Origin of the sequence: Ruficoccus amylovorans (genome assembly GCF_014230085.1) — a bacterium.
Taxonomy (GTDB): Bacteria; Verrucomicrobiota; Verrucomicrobiia; order Opitutales; family Cerasicoccaceae; genus Ruficoccus; species Ruficoccus amylovorans.
This window is the reverse complement of record NZ_JACHVB010000012.1, coordinates 60489-78314: the sequence shown is the minus strand read 5'-3', so window position 1 is coordinate 78314 and position 17826 is coordinate 60489. Positions and strand designations below refer to the sequence as shown.

The window sequence follows — 17826 nt, the reverse complement described above, 5'->3', positions numbered from 1 at the left end:
TTCAGTTCTCCGCCAGGACTCCCACCGGCGCAAGATTAATAGTTCACCCAGAGGAGCAATCACCCATACCTTCCGATTTCCAGGCCATCCAAATCCCGCCACCTAAAAGTTCACTTAATGAAATATTTAGTTGACCGATTCCGCTTTTCAACTTTGAATAGTAATCACAAGGCGCGGAAAGCGCTCCGGCCCAGCGCCTCCTCTTCTCTTTGGTATGAGCAAGATACACGGATTTATGATCGACAGCGCCCGCTGTCTGGAGAAACGCGAGTTCTACGAGCGGCTCATCGATTTTTGTGCCGGGCAAGGGATGAATACCCTGCTGTGGCACTTCAGCGACGACCAGGGGTGCAGCCTGGATTTCACGGGGGTGCCCGGCATCGGAGATCCACATGCCTACTCGGGGGACGAGATGCGGGCGCTGGTCCGCTACGCGCAGGACCGGGGTGTCACGCTCATCCCCGAATTGGAAACGCTCGGCCACTCGCGTTACCTGACCCGCCACCCCGCGTACCACCACTTGAAGGAGAGCGACGACGACTTTACCGCGATCTGTCCCTTGCACCCGGACACACGCGCACTGATGCAGAAACTCCTGCGCGAGCTCACGGACATTTTCCCCTCCGAGTACATCCACGTCGGGCTCGACGAGGTCAACCTCGGCGGCCATCCGCTGACCGCGGAGGCTTTGCGTACACGTCGCGAGGTGGATATTTTCGCCGAGTACGTCCGCTTCATCCACGGAGAGCTTCAGGCGCTCGGACGCAAAATGATCATGTGGGTCGATCAGGCCAGTTACGACACCGGACTGCTGGATATCATCCCGGCCGACATCGTCATCGCGCTCTGGCAGTACGCGCCCGAAGTCACCGACGGACTCACCCGCTCCGTACTGGATAAAGGCTTCCAGGCGCTGCTCTGCCCGGGGCTGATTACTTACGACCAGCAGGCGCTGCCGGGCGACTTCGCTCTGCCAAACATCGAGCGCATGTGCTCCTACCAATCCCTGCGCGGACGCGGCGAAATCCTCGGCGCCCTCACAACCATATGGACGCCGATGCGCTACCTGCACGACTGCCTGTGGCCCGCACTCCGTGTCGCCTCCGATGCGATGGCTACCGGTTCGCTCACCCTTGTGCGCTCCGTGCGTTCGCATGTAGAGGATTTCCACGGGGCTGTCCCCCATCCCGATCTCGTCCAACCGCTGTGCCGCATGTTTGAACTTTCCCCCCGGCGCGACGAATACCTGGCCATCCTCAAAGCCGAGCCGGGCAGCAATACCGTCGCCCACTTACAGCAACGGTCCGAAGACTGGAACGAAGTCTTTGATTGCTTGAGTGGCGCCACCGGTCACATCCGCCGCGAGCGGCGAGCCTACGAGACGTTGTGTAAATTCACCGGCTGGATGGCCTACCTCTACCGACGAGGCGCCGTTCTCGCCGAACAGGGACCAGGCACGATCCTCGACGACACCCTCGCCGCTGAAGGCCGCGACTGGCTGGCCTGGCTCGAAACGGTCTGGGAACACGAACGCTTCCCCGACGACCCGCGCAGGCACACCCCCCTCTTCCCTTGGGAACGCAACGAATACCTGCTGATCAACTTCCGGCACAGCCTGAGCGCCTGTGCTCCCACGCCCGAAGATGTCGCGCTGAGCGCATCCTGAATTCCGCTGAGCTTAATCCGCTTATTAACATAAAACGCATCCTTTTTACCATCGGTCACATACACAATCCGATCATCATACGCAGCGGCTTGCCGGGATTGGCCCAGGGCCTGCTTTCCGCTAAGACTCCACTTCATCCACTCTCGAATATGCACGCCCGCATTTGACCCATTTATCCTAGCACACATACTCTCAGGCATAAACAACCTACTCCCACACAACCTGGAGCCCCGCTCAGTAAATCCCGAACGAACAGAAAACTTAACCACACAGGCATTAAGGCGATGACAATGACAGGCACACAGGCTGAACGAGCAAAACCGGCAGCAGGCACCACCTTGCAGGCACGCATATCACAGGCGCAAACCCACATCCGCGGAAACAACCAGCGCACGCGTCTCTCCGGCACGACGGCCCCGGCACCGGGCCGCAGTTGCACCCCCGCCTTCAGCCTGATTGAACTGCTGACGGTGATTGCGGTCATCGCCATCCTCAGCGCCATCCTCATCCCCGTCGTCCAGTACACCCGTCAGTCGGCCCGGGAATCGACCTCCATCAGCAACCTGCGCCAGATTGCCACCGCGTTGAATCTCTACGCCACCGAGCACGAGGGCCGTTACCCGCCCGGCTACTTCTATAAGCCCGGCGAGGGCGAGCGCATCTGGACAGTCGAGCTTTCGCCCTACCTCAACCAGGAGAGCGGCTCCGGCGAGAGCGCCAGAAACATTTTCGTCTCGCCGCTGGCGGAAATCCCGGTCCGTGACGGCAGTTTCAGGCAGGGTGTCGTCCCCTCCACCTATTCCGTGCACGGCCTGATCTGCGCAGACATCAGCAACGGGGACACACGCCTGCGCCAATCCGGAATCCTAAGGCCGACCGAGGTCATTCTCGTCGGCGAGGGCACGCAGCGCAGCAACAGCAGTTACTCCAACGCCAGCTTTTCCAACCCTTCCGCCTTTCGCACCTCCGACAGCCCGGAACCCCTGGACCGGCTGATCCCGACCGGATCGGACGCCGATGGTGTCGGCGGAGCTCTCCGCTACCGTGCCCGCGGTGCCGTCCCCGTGGCCTTTGTGGACGGCCACACGGAGTTGATGAAAAAAGGCACCGTGACCTATGCCAACGTCATTGCTGACCGCTAGCGCGGTTTAAATAGAGTCGTAGCCGCCTGCTCAAAGACCGAATGGCATAGAGTGATCTTCGCCTAAGTAGTTTATCCATCTGCTCCGAATCGAGCTGAGGATACAAGGCAGTTGTCCCAACCTGGCCATCGCCTAAAAACCGATTCGCTCCGGGTTTGAAGGTTGCCGTTTTTGCGAAGGAACGAAGTTCTGGCTCAAAGGTTTTTTGGAGAGCGCGAGAGGGTGTTTTTTTCAAAAAACACCCTCTCGCATAACCCTAAAAGCTACCTGGAGTCGGTATTAATCGCTTTCCTGCAAATGCTCGTCGCCGCGGACGGAGCCATCATCATTGACGTCGCGTTTGACGGCTTTCAAATGGTGCACGAAATCCCCCAAGTCGCGGATACCCCCAATCAGGAACCAGACCGTTGCCACCAGCGCGATCAGGATCGTGACCGCGACCTTGAAGCCCCACCAGTGAATCCAGCTTTCCTCCGAGATGCCGGTGGTCGTTGCGATGAGAGTCCCGACCAGGAAGCAGGCAAACCAGAACAGCGCGAAGCAAGTGGCGAACAGGTATATGAACCGGTCACCGCGCGTGAAGTCCGCGCTGATCCCCAGCAGCAGGTAGGCGCGTTTTCTCCAACTCGCCGGACGCGGGACGGCCAGCGTCCCCGGCTGCTCAGCCGAACCCGCCGGATGGTGCCCGGCCTGCTCGACCGCGTACTGCCCCCGGTGCAACAGCTTGTCCATATTGACCGGCGGGCGCTTCGACAGCAGAGAACCAGCCACATACGCTGTCGCCGCCGACAGGGCCGCGATCAGCGACATCTGCACCCCATCGAGCGGAAACGCCTCGGGCAGCCCTTGCAGCCACCCCTGCGCAGGATGCGCGAGCTTCCAGTCCGGCAGCAGGTATGGCCAGATAATGTTGCGTAGCACGATCCCGCACACCGCCACCGCCGAGCCGATAATCATCGCCGCCCACGCGCCCTCCACCGAGCCGCGTTTCCAGTATAGCCCCCCAAGGATGACCGCTCCGGCCCCACCCAGGTAAATCGCCCCCGTGATCTGGAAGTACATGTAGATGTATTCGTTCAGCGGGAACAGCAGGCTAAAGCAGAATGCAAAGGCCGCCACCCCAACGATCGCCCCGCGCAGGAGCCACATATGGGCCTTCGGGCTGAGCGGTTTTTTGCGCAATGGCATGACCACATCCTGGATAAAAATCGACCCCCACGAGTGCAGATAGGTATCGTCTGTGGAAACGGCCGCCGAAATAATCATTGCCACAAAGAGCCCCATCACGCCGATGGGAAGCAGTTCAGATAAGCCGGCGGGCACTCGCATCTGCTCCTGTATCTGCGGGTTTTCAATCGTGGCCAGCACGGCGTTGACCGTCTCGGCCTGCCCGGAAAACTGCGGCAGATGCAGCATGGCGAAAACAAACAACGGACAGAGCATCGAGAGCAGAAACAACACCTGTGCCCGGAACATCCCCAGGATGTTTGCCATGCGTGCCTCGTGCGGGCTTTTCGGCGCGGCGTTGTAGCCCTGCGAACCCTGCCAGGCCTTGAAGCCGTACACGTTCAAAATCCCGATCATGACAAAGAACGCCGGGTTGAATCCCTTCGTATCCTCCTGCTCGAACGGGTTCAGCCGTGAAGCCTGCTCGGGGGCCATTTTCAGCCCCTCGATCAACTCCGTCCAACTGATCTGCGAAATCAACACGAAGAAGCAGATCAGGATCGTAATCTGCACCATCTGCCCCTGGAAGAAATCCGTAATCATGACGGCAATCTGCCCCCCCGACAGCGTCAGTGTCAGCGCCACCGCCAGCAACAGAAACATGACCGGTGCGATAGTCGGAAAGGAAAACCCCAGCACCTCCATCCGCACCGGCAAGCCGCAGAAGTAAACCAGAAAGCGCGCCGTCACGGCGGGGAATATCCCGTAGTTGAGCACACCCGACAGAAACGCCAGCATCCCGGCGAAGACACGGAAGCGGCGACTGTAGCGCATCTCGAAAAACTGCGCCATGGTCAGGGCGCGGGTCTCGCGGTAGCGATAGATGACAAACCCGGACAACGCCAGGATCAGTCCGAGCGGCGCCAGCACCTGCTCCCACCACGCGCCCGCGAACCCAGCCTCGTAGAACTTCTCGAAATTCGCCGCGATGGAGATCGCCCCCAGCCCGGCCATCCCGTCCGCCATCGTCAGCAGATAGCGCCCCGCGCAACGGTTGCCCGCCAGGAAGTCGGCCACGCTACGCGTCAGCATATGCGTGCGGACGGCCACGCCGATGAGGAAGGCCAGCAGCAGGCCGATTATCAGCCAGTCGATCCAGTGTAGATTCATGGGAAAGATGTTATTCGCTTCGGCGTCGGGGAGAGTCACACCTAGTACCGCCTGCCGTCCACGGCAAATGATTACGGGGCAGTGCAAGGGTATTTATTTCATTAAGTGAAATAATTCACAACCGTACTCTTGTGTCAACGTAAAACAGCTAGAGCATGTTCGCTTTAATCACATAAGCATTCGCACACCCCAATAACTTCACTTAATGAAGTTTTTAATTGATTACACGATGGGAATATATTTATATTAAGGCCATGAAGCTAAGCGCACCTATTCTCGCACTGATTCTGTGTTCCGTGCTTACCGTTTCCACCCAGGCGGCGGAAATCGTCCTCGAAAACTTTGATAGCTACGCCACTACCGCCGACCTGCAAAAGCGCTGGAACGCATTCGGCAGCGCGGCCTCCGCCGGTCCCGCCACCCTGTCCAAGGCTCCCAGCCAGACAGGCGGCAAAGCCGCGCTTTTCCAGCTCAACTGGGACGCCGGTAACAATGCCAACATGCGGCTGGCCGCCTTGCCGGAAAATCTGCAAGACCTCAGCGGCTATCAGTCGGTCGCGGTCACGCTCCGGCTCGCGGACGACTCGGGCGGCTACGGCCAGCCCTCCGCGCCCACAAAGCTCCGCCTCGTCGTGCGCGGCGGTGCGGATGAAACGATCTGGCAGACCGACGCAGACGCCATGCCACCGGTCCCCGGCGGCGAAACCGTCACGTTGATTCTCCCGCTGTCACAGAAAACCATGACACGCGAGAGTGGGCGCAGCAGCCTGAGCGAGACCCTGTCCAAGGTCGGTGACCTGCGGTTGCGTTTTGAAAACGAGGAAGCCGCCAACACCCGGCAGGACGCCTACGTGGAGTCGATCACGCTCATCCAGTAATCCTGCCGCAGACGCATTCGGCACACAGGTCACTTTCTCCATTCTTATGCCCCGCACGCTCAAAATTTTTCGTCGCACTCCGGCGGAGTTGTCAGTCGCACTCGATGAGATCACACGCGCTTTTCCGCACCGCTTCCGCGACAACGCGCTAGGCTGGGAAATCGAGTTCGTCCCCTGTCCGGCGGAACGGCCCGGATTTCTGTTTGAGGCCGGGCCGGGCCAGACGGCCCGGATTTACTACTCGCAACCGGCGGCGGCTTTCCGGGCGCTGGGTATTTTGATGGGGCAGTTGGAGTCCGGGCTACCGCCAGTTTCGCTGGATCAGAAGAGCAGTTTTCGTCAGCTCGGGGCGATGCTCGATGTCTCCCGCAACGGCGTCCTGCGCCTGGATACGGTCAAGAAGCTCATCCGGCACTTCGCGTTGATCGGGATCAACGAGGTGATGCTCTACACCGAGGACACTTACGAGATCCCCGGCGAACCGGTTTTCGGCTATTTTCGGGGCGGCTACAGCCAGGAGGAGTTGAAAAGTATTGATAACTACGCCGCCGCCTTCGGGATGGAGGTCATCCCGTGCATCCAGACGCTCGGTCACCTTGAGCAGGTGCTCCAGTGGCCTACCTACCGGCACCTGAAAGATACCGACGGCGTCCTGCTGGCCGGGGATGACGAGACCGACGCGTTTGTCGAAAAAATGATCGTCGCAGCCTCGACCCCCTTCCGCAGCAAACGCATCCACATCGGCATGGACGAGGCGCACGGTATCGGCTCCGGCCTGTACCGGCTCAAGAACGGCCTGCGCCCGCCCTTTGAAATCCTCTGCGAGCATCTGAGCAAAACCGTCGCCACCTGCGAGCGCCACGGCCTGCATCCCATGATCTGGAGCGACATGTTTTTCCGGCTCGGCTCGAGGACCAACAATTACTACGACCGCGACTCCCGTATCGACCCCGCCATCAGCGCGCAGATTCCCGAGGGCGTTGAGCTTGTCTATTGGGACTACTACCACACGCAGAGCGAGTTTTACGACGAGTGGATCGACCGTCACCGACAGTTGGGCAAAAAACCGCTCTTCGCGGCGGGCATCTGGACCTGGAACCGCTTCTGGGCCCAGCTCCCCCACTCCCGCGACACACTGAACGCCGGGATGGCCGCCGCCCGCCGCGAGAAGCTCGACGAGGCCGTCGTTACCATGTGGGGCGACGACGGTATGGAGTGCGACATTTTCTCGGCCCTGCCCGCCGTGCAGATATTCGGAGACCTCGCCTACGGCCAATCCCCGGAGGATACCGCCTGCACGCACGCCTCGAACTTCGCCGGGAGCGTGGACGGCACGTTTGACTCCTGGTTCGCAGCCAGCGCTCCCGCCCTCGTCCCGGCGGACAGCCCCGCCGACTACGAGGCCAACGCCGACAAGTGGATCTTCTGGCACGACCCGCTGCTGGGCTTTCTCGAACACCAGATACGCCACGAATACGCCGCCCATTTCAAGCGCACTGCCGAGGCACTCAGCCAGGCTCCCGCCAACCGCCACGAGGACCGGCGACTGGACTTTCCCCGCCGGGTGGCCTCACTCCTGCACGCCAAGTGCGAGCTCCACCTGACCCTGCGCCCGGCTTACCAGAGCAACGATTTACCCACACTGCGCCGCGTCCACGATTCGCTGCTGGGGCAGTTGAGCGACTCGGTCGGGCAGTTGCGCGACGTTCACGAATCCCTCTGGCACGAGAACTACCGCAGCTTCGGATGGGAGGTGCTTGAGCGCCGCTACGCCGGGCTGCTCTCCCGCCTCCATACCCTCAAGCGCAAGCTGGCCCTTCACCTTCAGGACCCGTCGGTAAAAATCGACGAACTGGAGTGCGCGCCGCAACAACTGTGGCCGCCGGAGCAGACCAACACCGTCACCCTCACCCACCGGCAGACGGCGACGCCGAGCACGATCGCCTGATGTCCGGGCACGCAGGAGTCACTACAGTTCGGCCATACGTCATACAAACCAAGGCCCTGCCTTCGCGGCGCTGGAGAATGCGTTGTCCATTCTTATATACTTCATATTCAAAGTATTATAGGGCTTAGAGCTGCAAGGGATTGTCTGTACGATGCCAGCGTAAAAGCGGCCGATGAGAGTAAACATGGGAATTCCACCTCACCGGACAAGTCGCTCACCACGAAACCGTTTCCTGCGGAAAAACACGCCACCCGCCACCCTCTGTTAGTCGGGCACAAAAAAGCCGGGAACACATTCCCGGCCCTGCCATATCAGCTTGAGCTTCGGCTTAATTGCCCTGGCGATGGCCGTCGCCATCGAGGCCCTTCAGGTGCTCAACCTGAGAAAGGTCCGCCGAAATGGAGTACGCCCGCCCGAAACCGAGCACCAGGCGACCGTCCTGCGGAGCCAGGCGGAAGAGGTGGAAATCGGTCATGCCCTTCAAGTGCTCGACCACGCGGCCGAATTTTTCCTCGAAGCGCCCAAGGATGGCTTCCCAGGACTCGCTTCCGCGTTCGACTTCGGTGGCCTCGGCCTTGAAGGAGATACGCTTGCGGGCGAAAATCTGGCCCGAGGTGGCTTCGTCCTCGATCACCATAAAGGAGACCTTACCGTTGGCCAGGAGGTTGCCCGTGTGGTTGGCAATCTCACTCACGTAGATGTAGAAATTGCGCTCGTCGTCGAGCACGGCGGGCGAGTAGCTGGCGGTCGGCACGCCCTCGGCGTCCACGGTGGCGAGCTGCAAGCTCTGGAACGCCCCGAGCAGTTGCTCGTACTGGTCCTGGATTTTGCCCAGGTCGTTGGCCGCAGAGGAAGGGGATGTCGTGGCTTGTGTCATATATTAATCGATACGTTGGTTGATTCAGTAGGATTGGTGTTGAGAGATTGTTTTTACCGGTGGTGCCGGGGCAAAAGTGCGGTGGCAGCTGCCTTGCTGGCGGGTTGACCGGGGGCAGCGTGCGACCGGTCGCCAGCGCGATGCCTGCCCTTCACTCCTGATGGGTGAGCGCATCGCAGAGCGGGCGCGACGGGCTTTTTTCCTCCAGCAGGTCGTTGATGGTCGAGGCTCCGAAGCTCGCCTCAATCGTGGCCACGGCGTCATCGATGCGCTTGTGCATCGGACACAGGCAAGTCCCGTGAGAGGCCAGCCCCAGCGGGCAGGTGTGAATCCGCTGGAGGGGATCGACCGCGTTAACCACCTCCAGCACGGAAATGCCCTTCGGGTCGCGAATCAGCATAAACCCGCCGTTACTCCCCCGCTGGGCCGAGAGTACGCCGGCCCTGGTCAAGCTTTGCAGGGCCTTGATCAGGTACCCGGGAGCCGCCCGGGTGCCATCGGCGATCTCACGCAGCTTAAATGTCTCCCGCGGCCGCTGAGCCAGCCAGACGACGGCCCGCAGGGCGTATTCGGAAGCATCGGAGAGTAATTTCATAGTGTTTGAGGAAAACTTATTGACGAGACTGTATCTCAAGTCCACATATAAGTAAAGAAAGCTTCAATGCTTTAATACTTATTTTTTAAAAAATCAGGCCCCATAGAACTGGCCTACCTCGCGTTACACAGACTTAACCACCAACGATCAGACTCCATGACCCAACCCAATGCCCAGACCACCGTCGGCGAACTCGTGCGGGAGCGTCCCGCCCGCTCGCGTGTCTTTGAACAGCACCGCATCGACTACTGCTGCGGCGGCAAACGCCCGCTGGCCGAGGCCTGCGCCGAGCGCAAGCTCGACCTGGCACTGATCCTGCGCGAGCTTGAGGCCTCCGACCGGGCGGATGAGCGCCTCGTCGATGCCGATGCCATGAGCCTCTCCACGCTGGCCGACCATATCGAGGCGACCCACCACGCCTACCTGCGCGAGGAGTTGCCCCGCCTCGACTTCATGACGCGCAAAGTGGCCGCCGTCCACGGGGACACCGAGCCGCGCCTGCGCACGATCCGCGAGGTGTTTATAGCTTTCGAGCAGGAGCTCAGCTCGCACATGCTGAAGGAGGAGCAGGTCCTCTTCCCCATGATCCGTGAGATCGAAAGCACCGACACGGCCCCGCAGTTCCACTGCGGTTCACTCGCCAACCCCATCTCCCAGATGGAAAGCGAGCACGACAGCGCAGGCAACGCCCTCGCGCAGTTCCGCTCGCTGACCGACGACTACACGCCCCCGGAGTGGGCCTGCAACACCTTTCGCGCCCTCTACGACGCGCTGGCCGAACTGGAGCGCAACATGCACCAGCACGTCCACAAAGAGAACAACGTCCTCTTCCCCAAAGCCCTCCGGCGCGAAGCCCAACTGGCTGCCACTCCGGCTGGAGCAGCATACAGGGGAACAAGTTCCCCTACGCGTCCATAAAGGCCTCTACCCCCTGACAGTTGCGAAACCTGGGGGCACAGAGCCCCCAACATTAAGCGCAAGAATTTCGACAACGGGACACCGACTAGGTCGTGTCTTCAAATTACGGAGCGAGTCCGCGCAGGGTGGTTTTGAGGCCGTTTTTCGGCTTTCGAGGTGAGGCAATTCAAGAATTGTCGAACCGAGGAAACGAAAAACGGGCCAAAATCCGACCAAGTGGACGACGTGAGATCATTTGAAGACACGACTTAGGCTTTAGGGCTGCGACGCTTCATGTACACCGCCACGTACTCGCACTGGGGGACGACTGGATAACCCTTGCCTTCAGCAAAGACCAGCGCGGCCTCCGCCAGTCGGGCGGCAATCCCCTGCCCCCTCAATTCCACAGGCACGCCGGTGTGCTGCACGACGAAACGCCCTTCGCCGTCGATCTCGTAGGTCAACAAGCCCCCGTCCGCCGTGACGAACCGGTTCTGTTGCGGCTGGTGGACGACTTCGACGGGCGCGTTTTCAGTGTTTTCTTTCATCAGAAAAATCGGGGATTTCGATTTAGAACAGCTACTTGGTCTTCATGACGTAAACGCCGTCCCAGCCAGCCGGGGGCGGATTGGCCTTCATCTGGGCGCAGCGGGCGATCATGGCCAGGCTCGGATTGAGAAAGACTCCCGGATCGCGGCCCGGCTGGAATTGTTCCCCCTGGGCTGCCTTTTCAAAGTCCGCCCGTGCGCCGTCCCAATCGCAGGCGAAGTAGCGTTGCAGGGCGGCTTCGTAAATCCCCACCGCTTCGACGACCTCGGGCGAAAGCTCCTCGCGAAAGCCCACCAGCTCGTACATATCGACCGGCTGGGCGCGGCCCTTGACCTGCCACTTGTCCACGAACCGGAATAGCAGGTCGTCGCGCACGGCGAGGGCTTCGCGGCGAGTCTGCTCGGTCACGAGGGTAAAGGCTCCGGCGGACTTGGCCCCGCTTTCGCAGCGGGCGGCCAGGTTGACCGTGTCGCCCATCATGGTGTAGTTGAAGCGCGTCTCCGAGCCCATGTTGCCAACCGTGGCGTGTCCGGTGTTCAGCCCGATGCGGGTGCGCATCTGGGGCACGATGGGCGGCCACTTATCGCCCTCCCCGGCCCACTTGCGGCACAGGATGGCCTGACGCTGCTGGATGCGGGCAGCGGCGCGGCAGGCCTTGTAGGCGTGGTGCTCGATGTGGATGGGGGCGTTGAACATGGCCACCATGGCGTCGCCGATGTACTTGTCGAGGGTACCACCCTCTTCCTGCACGATGTCCGTCATGGCCGTGAGGTACTCGTTCATCAGCTCGACGAGCTGGTGTGGCTCCAGGAGCTCGGAAAAACTGGAAAAGCTCTGAATGTCACTGAAAAAGGCGGTAATCGTCTCATCCACGCCGCCAAGCTGCGGCTCCTCGCCGGACTCGACCATGCGCTCGACGAGCTGCGGCGAGAGATAGGTGCCGAACATCCCCTTGATCCGGCCCTTCTGCTTCTCCTCCACCAACAGGCGGTAAATTGCTCCCGCCGTCGTCGTGGTGACGGCGCAGGCCACCGGCGCCACCAACGGAACCACCAGCCCGAACTGGCTAAAAGCCCAGAAAACGCCACCGACGTACAGCACCAGGACGGCGAAGCTGGCCAGCTTCGCCCACAGGCTGGATCGGCCCGAGTACGTCCCCAGCCAGGCGACGAGCGCTGTCAGCGCGCACAGGATAACGACGTCCGCCCAGCGGGGCAGCCGCGTGATGTACTGCCCGCTCATGAGCGTTTTGTAGAGGTTCCCGTGGACGCTGACCTTGGGCACGGGATTCGAGTCAAAGGGCGTGGGCGCGAGATCCTGCAGGAGCGGGTCCGTCGGCCCGATCAGCACAACAGCGTCCTTAAACATTTTGAAAAACTCCCGCGCCTCGCGTTCGAGCTGCTCGTCGCCGGATTCTTCGAGGTTGTAGGCCTGCTCGTAGATTTTGCGGGCGCTGGCGGCGGGGTTCAGTTCGCGGTTATCCCAGCGGGAGAACCAGTTCGTCTCGACGACCTGGCCGTCGGTCAGCGGGGCATCAATCAAGACCTCGCCTTCGGCATCCGTGACCTGGAGCGAATCCTCGTCGATGCTGATCGCGTCGCGCTCCAGCCCGAGTTCGATCAGGGCCAGCTCCAGTGAAAGGGTGTAAAAAGTCCGCTCGGTCCGGGTCGGGAAAACGCCGAGCTGGTTGTAGTCCCGGTCGAAAACGAAGACCTTCCCGTCGAGTTCATCGACGAATTCGCGGGCCTCGTTTTTATCGATCCCGAGGCTGGCGTAAATGCCATCAACGTGGTTCAGCGTCTCGTACGGCCCCCGCGAGCGGGAAAAGAGCGGAATCCAGCGCTGCACAGGCCCGGCATTGCGTATCTGGTCCATGTCGATCAGGCCGACACGCCCCTCGCCCAGCCCCGGCACGATGGGGTAAGCCGGCATTTCCGGAAATGTGTCCTCGGTCCCGGCCTCGGGATTCTCGCGCAGATAGGGGAAATTCCGGGGCTTTTCTTCCACGTATTCAACGCTGCGGTCCTTCTTGCGGTCCTCAATCGTGAGCGGCAGCAACGAGCCACTGTAAAAGGCGGCGTACACGGTCTCGGGGTGCAGACGGGTCAGCAGGGCCATCAACTTGTCCTGCTCGATGATGGTCTCCCTCGGCACCATGACCGAGTGCGCCTGCGGCGAGAGCACAAAGTCGAAGCCCACGGCGCGGGCCTCACCGTACTCGAAGAGCACACGGGCCAGGCGGGCGTATTCACCACGCGGGAAGGGGCGCTCCCCCCAATAATCGGAGGTGGCGGCATCGACATTGGCATAGACGAGCCGGGCCTCGGGAACCTCCCGCTCCCCCCGAATCTGGAAGCGCCAGTCCATAGCGAGATTCTCCAGAGGCTTGAAAACCGGCTGCAACGGCTCCCATTCGCTCAGCGCCAGCCACAGGAGCGCGACCGGGGCCATGACCAGGAAGAGTTTGAAATTACTGGCGCGGGCGGATGCCATAAGGGGATATTTATTAATCGTTTCTCACCGACACGGTGGCAACCCTCTTTAGGGCAGTTTAAACAAAGCCGTAACCGTCACTGAAAGGTAGAATGGCTAAATGGTTAAAATGGTTAATTGTTGTTTCCCGCGTTCAGTATCCAACAATTAACAATCAGCCATTTAACCATTCCATCATTGTGACTATAATATTTCATAAAACGCGATAGGACACATGCTGCCGCCGCGAGAGGGACAAGTAAACGTGACCGAAAAGTCTTACTGGCCACCGGAGGGCGATTTAATGCTCCCGTCTCTGCTCCGCTCAATGACGATGCTCGGCCCCTGCCCGTGAATCGGCGTGACCCGCGGCAACACCGCCATCGGCATGGGCGGAGCCTGGTAGCGGAAAAGATTGGCCAACTTGACATCCGGCCCCATCGCCTTGTCCCGGGCGACTTGCCCTTCCTCCTTGGCGGCGCTGGGGGAAGATTCCGCGGCGGCAGGCACCGAGGCGCTCGTTGTCGCGGGAGCCGCAGGCGGGACGGTCGAGTCGGCTTGCGCGGCGGGCGCGCTATCGGCGGCCCACAGGCAGAGCGGGGCCGACACGAGAGCGAACACTTGAAACAGACGGACAAGGCTGGGAGTCTTCATGGCGATCAAGGGATGAGGATTTTCATGCGCATGCTTTGCGCGGTCGGGTCGTCCGGGTTCAGTTCGAGCACGCGCTCGATGGCTTCCAGGGCCTGCGCACGCGTGTCCGGGTCGATATTCAGGTACGCCGACAGGTGATACCATGCCACCGGGCTGTTGGGAGCGATTTCAGTCGCACGGCGATAAGCCTCTCCGCTCCCGGCATAGTCGCCCTGCATCCACTTGGCCGTACCCAGTGCGATCCAGGCCTCCATATAATCGGGGCTGATGTCGAGCGCCTGGCGGATCTGCTCTTCGGCTAAGGCTCCGAATTCCGCGTGCCGCGAGGGATAGACGTAGCTCTGGCTGAGGAAGGCACGTGCCAGGTCCGTCAACAACCGCGGATTGTCGGGGTCGCTCTCAACCGCGCGCCGGGCGATAATCAGCGTGTCCTCGGCCAGAATCGGGTCCGGGGTCTGCCGTTCGCGCAGGTTGTCGGCCATTTTTTCCAGCAGACGTTCACTTTCAAAGCCATAGGCCTGCGCCAGCAGGTACTGGCTGGAAATACTCAACAGGAAAACCGTCGCCACCAGCGCTGTGCCGAGGCAGAGCAAGCCGGTCAGTGGCCCGGCCTTGAACTTGTAAACATCGGCTGGCTGGCACTTCACCATGATCGCCAGGTAGATGGCGGCGATGAACAGCAGAGCCGGTACCCGCAGGTTAAACTCGAAAAAGAGCTGCACCGCAAAGGCGAAAAGCGCCATCAGGGTCGCGGTCAGAAACATCCGCCGATGCGGGGAAACCTTGCGCTTGTTCGGGTGTTCGAGCAGCACAAACTGAGGCTGCGCGGCCAGTGCCCGGCAGGAGCGGACCACCATCCACACGACCGGAGCCGCGCACACCACCCCGATCAACCCGAAGTCGCTGATAAAGTTGACATAGGCGTTGTGGGCGTAGAGCGGGTTGTAGTTAAAACCCGCCGGACGGTGCAGTTCAAAGAACCAGGCATAGGCGCTCATCCCCTGGCCCAGGATCGGGTCGGCCAGGAAGTTCTTAATCCCGACCAGCCAGAGCACCGGACGCGGATCGCTCACCGTCCCGTCGAGCAGCCCGACCAGACTGTCCTTAAATCCGGACTGGGTGAAATACAGATATCCAATCCCCGCCACCGGGACCAGGAGCGCGCACAGAAAGGAGTACAGCTTCCACTTCGGGCGCGTAGCCAGCAGAAACGGGCACATCAGCAGCCCGCAGGTCATGGCCAGGATGGCCGGGAGACTTTGCGTCAGGACCAGCGCGTACATCGCCAACAAGGCGAGGAAAAAGCAGAAGAACCGGACAGGCGGATTCAGGCGTCGGCCAAAAGCCCCCACCAGCAAGGGGCTTATAATCAGCAACATCAACCCGGCAAAAGCCGCCGGCGAGCCCATGCTGCCCGCGGCTTTCCCCGCGAAGGCCGCCGATAGCTTCACCCCGTAGGAGCGCCCGTCCATCGGGTTCACGATAGCCGGAGACCAGTCCGGACGCCGCATGCTCTGGTTAAACGCGGGCATGATCATCAGAGCGCCGAAGAAGCAGATGATCGCCAGCAACAGCCACACCTGTTCACGCTTGCGCAGGTTGTGCACCGCCACCCAGAACACGATGAATCCCTCCAGAATGACGATAAAATCCCGCCTAGCCTCCCACGGCACAGGGGAAAGCAGCAGCCATTGTACCAGGGCGTAGGCCACAAAGGGCACCAGCAGAAGGGCGCTGCGCTGGAGCATATAAACGCCCTCCCGCGCACTCATCGCGAACCACAGGCCATGCAACAGCAACAGCCCGCCGCACATCCACGCCGTCATCAACTGCGTCTCGGCGCGCACCCCGCCCAATTGCCAGATATTGAAGCACAATATCCCGCCCAGGGTCAGGGTGATGAGCCAGTCGAGCAGATTGGAAAGCGTGAGTTCCCCGATCAGGAAGACCCGGAACTGCAAAGTTCTATTCTTTGGGCGCGGCATAAGTGCGAGCAAGCCATGTCAGGCTTTAAAAGCGGCATCCTCTAACGGTTTTTATTCCCTACCGGCAAACCTAAACTTGCCGCGCGACCGGGTTCCGCCCCCGCGCCTGGCCCCTGAAATCCGCCACGCTGCCCCCAACCGTACGCCCCAAACGGAGCGAAAAGGCTTGAAAAGCCCTTGCTCTGGCGGGAATGATTCCCCCAGTGGCGAACAACGGGGCCGCCCTGGCTGTCAAAGGAGCCCTTCGCCGAACCTTTTAACCCATTCGCGATCATGACTCCGAAGGAAGTTCTCGCCCTGGCCAAAGCCAAGGACGTCAAAATCATCGACCTGAAATTTTGTGACATCCACGGGAGCTGGCAGCATTTTGCCATCCCCTTTACCGCGCTGAACGAAGAGCTCTTCGAGGATGGCCTCGGCTTCGACGGCTCGTCCATCCGCGGCTGGCAGAGCATTGAGGCCTCCGACATGCTCGTCATGCCCGACCCGCGCACGGCCTTCATCGACCCCTTCGTCGAGGTGCCCACCCTCGGGCTCATCTGCGACATCGAGGACCCGATCACCCGCGAGCCCTACAGCCGCTCCCCCCGGGGCGTGGCCAAAAAGGCCGAAGAGTACCTGAAAGCCACCGGCTTCGCCGACGCGGCCTACTTCGGCCCCGAGGCCGAGTTTTTCATTTTCGAGGACGTGCGCTACCAGAGCGGTGCCAACGAGTCCTTCTACGCCGTGGATTCCTCCGAGGGCATCTGGAACACCGGGCGCGAGGAGTTCCCGAACCAGGCTTACAAAATCCGCCACAAGGAGGGCTACCTGCCCGTCCCCCCAGCCGACAAGCACATGGACCTGCGCAACGAGATGGTCCTGACCATGCAGGACCTCGGGCTCACCGTCGAGGCCCAGCACCACGAAGTCGCCACCGGCGGCCAATGCGAGATCGACCTGCGCTTCGACACGCTGCTGAAGATGGCCGACCAGATGTGCATTTATAAATACGTGGTCAAAAACGTCGCCTACCGCGCGGGCAAGACCGCCACTTTCATGCCCAAACCGCTCTTCGGTGACAACGGCTCGGGCATGCATACGCACCAGTCGCTGTGGAAGAAAAACAAGCCGCTGATGGCCGGGGACGGCTACGCCAACCTCTCCCAGATGGGCCTGTGGTACATCGGTGGGCTGCTCAAGCACGCCCCCGCGCTGTGCGCGTTCTGCAACCCGACGAACAACTCCTACAAGCGCCTTGTCCCCGGTTACGAGGCCCCGGTCACGCTCGCCTACTCGGCCCGTAACCGCTCGGCCATCTGCCGCATCCCGATGTACAATGCCAGCCCGAAGGCCACCCGGGTCGAATTCCGCTGCCCGGACCCCTCGGCCAACCCGTACCTGGCCTTCGCCGCGCTCCTCATGGCCGGACTCGACGGCATCGAAAACAAAATCGACCCCGGCTCGCCGGTGGACAAAAACCTCTACGACCTCCCGCCCGAGGAGGCCGCCAAGCTCAGCTACGTCCCCGACAGCCTGCGCGGCGCGCTCGAAGCCCTCAAGGCCGACCACGAGTTTCTGCTGAAGGGCGAAGTCTTCACCGAGGACTTCATCAACAACTACATCAAGCTCAAGATGGCCGAGTACAACGAGATCCGCCTCCGCCCCCACCCGCACGAGTACTCGCTCTACTTCGACGCGTGAGCATACGTTGGGGACGCACCGGGATTCGTCCAGACGCCATCCCGCCCCCTCGTCCTCAAAGTCCGCAAGGCCCCTGTCCCGTATAAAAATTCATTTGCGCGAGGGGACGGGAATATTTTATATCCGGTGTACTCTCACCGGAT

Annotated in this window: 13 protein-coding genes; 6 read left to right on the top strand and 7 right to left on the bottom strand. The window is 60.9% G+C overall.

Annotated elements, in window-relative coordinates:
- Positions 1-214 precede the first annotated feature (214 nt).
- Both H5P28_RS01420 and H5P28_RS01415 read left to right on the top strand, forming a co-directional pair.
- The gene (locus H5P28_RS01420; RefSeq protein WP_185673920.1) at positions 215-1666 is read left to right on the top strand and encodes a family 20 glycosylhydrolase; all 1452 of its coding nucleotides are present in this window, start codon (positions 215-217) and stop codon (positions 1664-1666) included.
- Between the two features lie 338 nt (positions 1667-2004).
- Positions 2005-2808: a type II secretion system protein gene (locus tag H5P28_RS01415; RefSeq protein WP_221773323.1), complete on the top strand. Its 804-nt coding sequence runs from the start codon at positions 2005-2007 to the stop codon at positions 2806-2808.
- A 279-nt stretch (positions 2809-3087) separates the two neighbouring features.
- Here the strand turns inward: H5P28_RS01415 and H5P28_RS01410 are convergent, their stop codons facing one another.
- Positions 3088-5145 (bottom strand): sodium:solute symporter family protein, encoded by a 2058-nt coding sequence (locus H5P28_RS01410; protein WP_185673919.1) that lies wholly within the window; start codon positions 5143-5145, stop codon positions 3088-3090.
- Between the two features lie 296 nt (positions 5146-5441).
- Here H5P28_RS01410 and H5P28_RS01405 point away from each other — a divergent pair, with 296 nt between their 5' ends.
- Positions 5442-6023 (top strand): hypothetical protein, encoded by a 582-nt coding sequence (locus H5P28_RS01405; RefSeq protein WP_185673918.1) that lies wholly within the window; start codon positions 5442-5444, stop codon positions 6021-6023.
- A 46-nt stretch (positions 6024-6069) separates the two neighbouring features.
- Positions 6070-7971, top strand: coding sequence for a beta-N-acetylhexosaminidase (locus tag H5P28_RS01400; protein ID WP_185673917.1), 1902 nt, complete (start codon positions 6070-6072; stop codon positions 7969-7971).
- 328 nt (positions 7972-8299) lie between these two features.
- Here H5P28_RS01400 and H5P28_RS01395 read toward each other — a convergent pair whose 3' ends face one another.
- Complete coding sequence (locus H5P28_RS01395; RefSeq protein ID WP_185673916.1) at positions 8300-8848, bottom strand: HugZ family pyridoxamine 5'-phosphate oxidase; 549 nt, start codon at positions 8846-8848, stop codon at positions 8300-8302.
- A gap of 151 nt (positions 8849-8999) precedes the next feature.
- Entirely contained in the window at positions 9000-9443 is a 444-nt protein-coding gene (locus tag H5P28_RS01390; RefSeq protein WP_185673915.1) for an Rrf2 family transcriptional regulator, read from the bottom strand.
- A 156-nt stretch (positions 9444-9599) separates the two neighbouring features.
- Here H5P28_RS01390 and ric point away from each other — a divergent pair, with 156 nt between their 5' ends.
- Positions 9600-10361, top strand: a complete 762-nt coding sequence (gene ric, locus H5P28_RS01385) for an iron-sulfur cluster repair di-iron protein (RefSeq protein ID WP_185673914.1) — start codon at positions 9600-9602, stop codon at positions 10359-10361.
- A gap of 248 nt (positions 10362-10609) precedes the next feature.
- On the opposite strand, the gene H5P28_RS01380 is transcribed toward ric, so the two are convergent.
- The 4 genes from H5P28_RS01380 to H5P28_RS01365 form a co-directional block, all read right to left on the bottom strand.
- Positions 10610-10888: a GNAT family N-acetyltransferase gene (locus H5P28_RS01380; RefSeq protein WP_185673913.1), complete on the bottom strand. Its 279-nt coding sequence runs from the start codon at positions 10886-10888 to the stop codon at positions 10610-10612.
- Positions 10889-10919: 31 nt separating this feature from the next.
- Positions 10920-13382, bottom strand: a complete 2463-nt coding sequence (locus tag H5P28_RS01375) for an adenylate/guanylate cyclase domain-containing protein (protein WP_185673912.1) — start codon at positions 13380-13382, stop codon at positions 10920-10922.
- 258 nt (positions 13383-13640) lie between these two features.
- Positions 13641-14015 carry a hypothetical protein gene (locus tag H5P28_RS01370; protein WP_185673911.1) on the bottom strand — a complete coding sequence of 125 codons (375 nt, stop codon included), beginning with the start codon at positions 14013-14015 and terminating at the stop codon, positions 13641-13643.
- Between the two features lie 5 nt (positions 14016-14020).
- The gene (locus H5P28_RS01365; protein ID WP_185673910.1) at positions 14021-15976 is read right to left on the bottom strand and encodes an O-antigen ligase family protein; all 1956 of its coding nucleotides are present in this window, start codon (positions 15974-15976) and stop codon (positions 14021-14023) included.
- Positions 15977-16273: 297 nt separating this feature from the next.
- Between H5P28_RS01365 and glnA the strand changes: the two genes are divergently transcribed.
- Entirely contained in the window at positions 16274-17683 is a 1410-nt protein-coding gene (glnA, locus tag H5P28_RS01360) for a type I glutamate--ammonia ligase (RefSeq protein WP_185673909.1), read from the top strand.
- Positions 17684-17826: the final 143 nt, after the last annotated feature.